Origin of the sequence: Couchioplanes azureus (assembly GCF_014648355.1) — a bacterium.
In the GTDB taxonomy this organism is placed as follows: domain Bacteria; phylum Actinomycetota; class Actinomycetes; order Mycobacteriales; family Micromonosporaceae; genus Actinoplanes; species Actinoplanes azureus.
The window spans coordinates 1-7,010 of record NZ_BMQY01000023.1; the positions used below are offsets into that span (position 1 = coordinate 1).

1 protein-coding gene is annotated in these 7,010 nt (G+C 73.4%); it reads left to right on the forward strand.

Features of this window, described 5'->3' with window-relative positions; genetic code table 11:
- Nucleotides 1–7,010 (forward strand): type I polyketide synthase (locus IEY99_RS33605; protein WP_189208166.1); only part of this gene is annotated, 7,010 nt, incomplete at both ends.

The window sequence follows — 7,010 nt, forward strand, 5'->3', positions numbered from 1 at the left end:
TCATGTTCTCCTCCGTCGCGGGCGTCTTCGGCGCTGCCGGACAGGGCAACTACGCCGCCGCCAACAGCGCCCTCGACGCCCTCGCCGAGCACCGCCACGCCCTCGGGCTCCCCGCCACCTCGATGGCCTGGGGACCCTGGGCGCGCGACGGCGGCATGATCGGCACCCTCGCCGACGTGGACGTGGCCCGCATCGCCCGCAACGGCCTGCCGGAACTCAGCGCCGCCGAGGGCACCGCCCTGTTCGACGCCGCCCTCGCCGCCGGCCGTCCGGTCGTCGCCCCGGTGCGCCTCGACCTCGCCGCGATCCAGGCGTCCGGAACCGTCCCGCCGCTGCTGCGCGGCCTGATCCGTCCGCGTACCCGCCGGGCCGTCGCCGCGAGCGCTGCCGCCGTCCGGGCGGACCTCGGCGACCTGGTGAGCACGGTCCGCGCCGAGGTCGCCACCGTCCTCGGTCACCAGAGCGCGGCCGGCATCGATCCGCAGCGCGCCTTCCAGGACCTGGGCTTCGACTCGCTCACCGCCGTCGAGCTGCGCAACCGCCTCGGTGCCGTCACCGGGCTCCGGCTGTCCGCCACCGTCGTCTTCGACTACCCGTCGGTCGCCGCCCTCGCCGGGCATCTGCGCGAGGAACTGCGGGGTGGGGCACCGGATGAGCGGATCCCGGTCGCCGCCCTGCCGCCCGTGGCCGACGATCCGATCGTCATCGTGGGTATGGCCTGCCGGTTCCCGGGCGGCGTCACCTCGCCCGAGGGACTGTGGGAGCTGGTCCGCGACGGCGTCGACGCGATCGGCGACTTCCCGGCCGACCGCGGCTGGGACCTCGACCGCCTCTACAGCGCGGACCGTACGGTCGCCGGTACCTCGTACACCCGCCACGGTGGCTTCCTGCACGACGCCGCCCGGTTTGATCCGGAGTTCTTCGGGATGAGTCCGCGCGAGGCGCTGGCCACCGACGCCCAGCAACGGCTGCTGCTGGAGACCACGTGGGAGGCCGTGGAGCGGACGGGCATCGATCCGCTGACCCTGCGCGGCAGCCGGACCGGTGTCTTCGCCGGCGTCATGTACACCGACTACGGCAACCTGCTCACCGAGGACTCGTTCGAGGGCTTCCGCGGCAACGGGAGCGCGGCGAGCATCGCCTCCGGACGGGTCTCGTACGCCTTCGGGTTCGAGGGTCCGGCGGTCACCGTCGACACGGCGTGTTCGTCGTCGCTGGTGGCCCTGCATCTGGCGGCCCAGTCGCTGCGGTCGGGGGAGTGCGATCTGGCTCTCGCGGGTGGTGTGACAGTCATGTCCACGCCGACCACGTTCGTCGAGTTCTCCCGCCAGGGTGGGTTGGCGCCCGACGGGCGGTGCAAGCCGTTCGCCGATGCGGCGGACGGTGTGGGCTGGGCCGAGGGCGTGGGGCTGGTGGTCCTGGAACGGCTTTCGGATGCGCGGGCCAACGGTCACGAGGTCCTCGCCGTGGTGCGGGGTTCGGCGGTGAATTCCGATGGTGCGTCGAATGGTCTGACGGCGCCCAACGGGCCGTCGCAGCAGCGGGTGATCCGGCAGGCGTTGGCCTCGGCCGGGCTGTCGGCGCAGGACGTCGATGTGGTGGAGGCGCACGGGACTGGTACGTCGTTGGGTGATCCGATCGAGGCGCAGGCGTTGGTGGCGGCGTATGGCCGGGATCGTGATGTGCCGTTGTTGCTGGGCTCGGTGAAGTCGAACATCGGTCATACGCAGGCGGCGGCGGGTGTCGCTGGTGTGATCAAGATGGTGATGGCGATGCGGCATGGTGTGGTGCCGCGGTCGTTGCATGTGGATGTGCCGTCTTCGCATGTGGATTGGCGTGCGGGTGCGGTGCGGGTGGCTGCGGAGCAGTGTGTGTGGCCGGGGTCGGGTCGGCGTCGTGCGGGGGTGTCGTCGTTCGGTATCTCGGGGACGAACGCCCACGTCATCCTCGAACAGTCCACCGAAGCGCCGGCCGCGGTGGTCGAGCACGGTGACGCCGTCCTCCCACTCGTGCTGTCCGCCAAGTCGGCCGGCGCCCTGTCCGAGCTGATCGACCGGCTCGGCACCCTCGACGCGCACCCGGCCGACGTCGCCGCCGCTCTGGCCCGCCGATCGACGTCGTTCCCGCATCGCGCGGTCAAGGTCGGCGACATCCTCCTCGAAGGCGTCGCCACTGACACGCCGCTGGCCATGATGTTCACCGGCCAGGGTTCGCAGCGCGCCGGGATGGGCCGCGACTTGTACGCCCGGTATCCGGTGTTCGCCGGGGCCTTCGACGCGGTGACCGCGCATCTGGACATCGACTGGGAGGACCTGGACGCCACCGGTAACGCCCAGCCGGCCATCTTCGCCGTCGAGGTCGCCCTCTACCGGCTCCTGGAATCGTGGGGTGTCGTCCCGGACGTGTTGCTCGGCCACTCGGTGGGTGAGATCGCCGCCGCGCATCTGGCCGGGGTCCTCTCCCTGGAGGACGCCTGCACGCTGATCTCGGCGCGCGGGCGGCTGATGCAGGAGTTGCCGGCCGGTGGGGCGATGGTCGCGGTGGAGGCCTCGGAAGGGGACGTCAGAGCGGCTCTGGTCGATGGTGTGGACATCGCGGCGGTCAACGGTCCGGACGCGGTCGTGCTGTCCGGTGCGGCGGCCGCGGTGGAGGCGGTGGCCGCCGGCTTTAGGCGGAGCAAGCGGCTGACCGTCAGCCATGCCTTCCATTCGGCACTGATGGACCCGATGTTGGAGGCCTTCCGGCAGGTGGTCGACGGCCTCACCCTGCACCGGCCGCAGATCCCGCTGGTCTCCAACGTCACCGGGCGGATCGAGACCGACCTGTTCACCGACCCGGCGTACTGGGTGCGGCACGTGCGTGAGACGGTGCGGTTCGCGGACGCGGTGGGTGCCGCGGGTGACGTGTGGTTGCTGGAGGTGGGCCCGGACGCGGTGCTGTCCGCCATGGCCGGCGGCAGCCCCACCCTGCGGCGGGACCGCGACGAGGTCACCACCCTGCTGACCGCCGTGGGTGCGTTGTACACCCAGGGCCGGAGTGTCGACTGGGCCGCCGTCGTGGACAGCGGACGCCGTATCGACCTGCCCACGTACCCGTTCCAGCACCAGCGATTCTGGCCCGCCAGCATGATCCTCGGCGGTGCCGCTCCGGGCCTCGACGCAGCCGGGCACCCGCTGCTCAGCGGCGTGACCACCCTGCCCGGCTCGGACGCGTTGCTGTTCACCGGCCGCCTCTCCACCTCGGCGCAGCCGTGGCTCGCCGACCACGAGATGCAGGGCAGGGTCATGGTGCCCGGCACCGCCCTGGTCGAGCTGGCCCTGCACGCCGGCGCCGAGGCCGGCACGCCCGGCCTGGACCAGCTCACCCTTACCGCTCCACTGGTGCTGCCCGAACACGGCGGCACCCTGCAGGTGCAGGTATGGGCCGGTGCCCCGGACGGCTCCGGCCGCCGCGCGGTGACGGTGCACTCGCGCCCGGACGGCGACCCCGACGCGGTCTGGACGGAACACGCCACCGGGCTGCTCGGCATGGCCCCCACCCCGGTCACCTTCGACGCGGCCGCCTGGCCACCGCCCGGCGCCCGGCCGGTCGGCATCGACGGACTCTACGACCGGCTCGCCGACGGTGGATTCGGCTACGGCCCCGCCTTCCAGGGACTGCGCGGCGCCTGGCGCGACGGCGAGCACATGTACGCCGAGGTCACCCTCCCCGCCGATGCCGGCACCGAGCGGTACGGCCTGCACCCGGCCCTGTTCGACACCGCCCTGCACGCCCTCCTGCTGGACACCGCCGACAGCCCGGCGGGCATCCCGTTCGCCTGGCACGGCGTCGCCCTGCACGCCGCCGGCGCGACCGACGCCCGCGTCCGGCTCACCCGGAACCGGGAGGGTTTCGCCATCGCGCTGGCCGACCCGACCGGCGCGCCGATCGCCTCGGCCGATTCGCTGCTCGTCCGCGCCCCCCAGCCCCGCACCGCCACCGACTCGCTGTACCGCGTGGACTGGGTACCGGTGACGCTGCCGGCTGCCACCGCCGCGGCCACCGTGGTCGTCGTCGAGGCAGGCGAGGAGCCGCGGACGGCGGTCCTGGAGGCGCTCGCCCGGGTGCAGGAGTTCCTGGCCGGCGCGGATCCGGAGCAGCGGCTGGTCTTCGTGACCCGCCCCGGTGACCTGGCCGGCGCGGCGGTGTCCGGTCTGATCCGCTCGGCCCAGTCCGAGCACCCCGGCCGGTTCGGGCTGATCGAGACCGGCGGCGACGTACCGGACGACGCCCTGGCCGCCGACGAACCGCGGCTGGCCCTGCACGACGGCGTGGCCACGGTTCCGCGCCTGGTGCGCGTACCGGCGGCGCCCGTGGCGGCGGATCCGCTGAGCGGCACCGTTCTGATCACCGGCGGCACCGGTGGTCTGGGCGCGCTCATCGCCCGGCACCTGGCGGCGCAGGGGGTCACCGATCTGGTCCTGGTGAGCCGCCGCGGCCCCGACGCCCCGGGCGCCGGCGAGCTGCCCGGCCGCGTGGTGGCCTGTGACGTCGCCGATCGCTCGGCGGTGGACGCCTTGGTGGCCGGGCTGCCCGAGCTGTGCGCGGTCATCCATGCCGCCGGTGTCCTCGACGACGGTGTCCTCGCGTCGCTCGATGCCGAGCGGGTCGACGCGGTCCTGGCACCCAAGATCACGGCAGCCTGGAACCTGCACGCGGCCACCCGGGACCGTGACCTCACCGCGTTCGTGCTGTTCTCCTCGATCGCCGGCCTGTTCGGCAACCCCGGACAGGCGAGCTATGCGGCCGGCAACGCCTACCTGGACGCGCTCGCCGAGACCCGGCGCGCGGCCGGGCTGCCCGGCACGTCGCTCGCCTGGGGGCCGTGGGTCCGGTCCGGCGGAATGACCGCGGAACTGACCGACGGGGACGTGGCCCGGATGACCCGCGCCGGCCTGCCGCCGCTCACGCAGGAGCAGGGCCTGGCCCTGTTCGACGCCGCGCTGGCGATCCCCGCCGCGACCCTCGTTCCGGTCCGCCTCGACCTCGGCGCGCTCCGCGCTCGGGGCGACGTTCCGCCCCTGCTGCGCGGCCTGGTGCGCGGGCCGTCGCGCCGGGCGGCCGCCGTGGGTAGCGCCGCCCTGGTTCGGCGGCTCGCCGCCCTCGGGCCGCAGGAACGCACGGAGGCGGTGCTCGACGTGGTGCGTACCCAGATCGCCCAGGTGCTCGGCCACACCGGCACCGATGCGGTGGAGCCCGGCAAAGCCTTCCAGGATCTCGGTTTCGACTCGCTCACCGCGATCGAGCTGCGCAACCGTCTCGGCGCCGCCACCGGCCTCGGTCTGAGCGCCACCCTGGTGTTCGACTATCCGAACGCCGCCGCCCTGGCCGCCCACCTGCGCGACGAACTGCTCGGCACGGTCGCCGAGACGCTCACTCGCACCCCGGTGGTGTCGCCGGTCTCCGACGACCCGGTGGTCATCGTGGGCATGGCCTGCCGGTACCCCGGCGGCGTCACCTCTCCCGAGGATCTGTGGCGGCTCGTGCACGACGGGGTGGACGCGGTCGGGGACTTCCCGTCCGACCGCGGCTGGGACGTGGACAGCCTCTACAGCACCGACCGGAACGCGCTGGGCACCTCGTACACCCGGTGGGGCGGCTTCCTCGACGACGCGGCCGGCTTCGACCCGGAGTTCTTCGGGATGAGTCCCCGGGAGGCGCTGGCCACCGACTCGCAGCAGCGGCTGCTCCTCGAGTCGGTGTGGGAGGCGGTGGAGCGGGCCGGCATCGATCCGCACACCCTGCGCGGCTCGCAGACCGGCGTCTTCGCCGGCGTCATGTACAACGACTACGCGAACCTGCTCGGCGGTGGCCAGTACGAGGGCTACCAGGGCAGTGGCAGCGCCGGCAGCATCGCCTCGGGCCGGGTCTCGTACACGTTCGGCTTCGAGGGTCCGGCGGTCACCGTGGACACGGCCTGTTCCTCGTCGCTGGTGGCGTTGCACCTGGGGGCGCAGGCGCTGCGGGCGGGCGAATGTGATCTGGCGTTGGCGGGCGGCGTGACGGTGATGTCGACGCCCAGCACCTTCGTGGAGTTCTCCCGGCAGGGCGGCCTGTCGGCGGACGGGCGGTGCAAGCCGTTCGCGGACGCGGCCGACGGTGTCGGCTGGGGCGAGGGCGTCGGTGTGCTGGTGCTGGAGCGGCTCTCCGACGCCCGGCGTCACGGCCACCAGATCCTCGCGGTCGTCCGCGGTTCAGCGGTCAACTCCGACGGCGCGTCGAACGGGTTGACGGCGCCGAACGGGCCGTCGCAACAGCGGGTCATCCGGCAGGCCGTGGCGAACGCGGGACTGAGCTTCCGGGACGTGGACGTGGTGGAGGCGCACGGCACGGGTACGACGCTGGGCGACCCGATCGAGGCCCAGGCGCTGCTGGCCACGTACGGCCGGGACCGCGACGAGCCGTTGCTGCTGGGTTCGGTCAAGTCGAACATCGGGCACACCCAGGCCGCCGCGGGCGTCGCCGGCGTGATCAAGATGGTCGTGGCCATGCGCCACGGGGTCGTACCGCGCACCCTGCATGTGGACGCGCCGTCGTCACACGTGGACTGGGAGGCCGGCGCGGTCGCGCTGGCGCGGGAGAACACCCCCTGGCCGGACTCCCCGAAGCGCCGGGCCGGTGTCTCGTCGTTCGGCATCTCCGGCACCAACGCGCACGTCATCCTGGAACAGCCGGACCCGCCCGCGGTGCCCGCGGAGCGGCCCGCCACCGACGAGGTCGTGCCGCTGGTCGTCTCCGCCATGTCGGCGGGCGCCCTGCGCGACCAGGTCGCCCGTCTCGCCGACGTCGCCGGCGACCCGCGCGACATCGGCTGGTCGCTTGCCACCACCCGGTCCGAGTTCGCGCACCGGGCGGTACGGCTCGGTCCCACCCTGATCGAGGGCGAGGCCCGTACCCGGCGCACGGCCTTCATGTTCACCGGTCAGGGTTCGCAGCGGGCGGGCATGGGTCGTGGCTTGTATGAGCGGTTT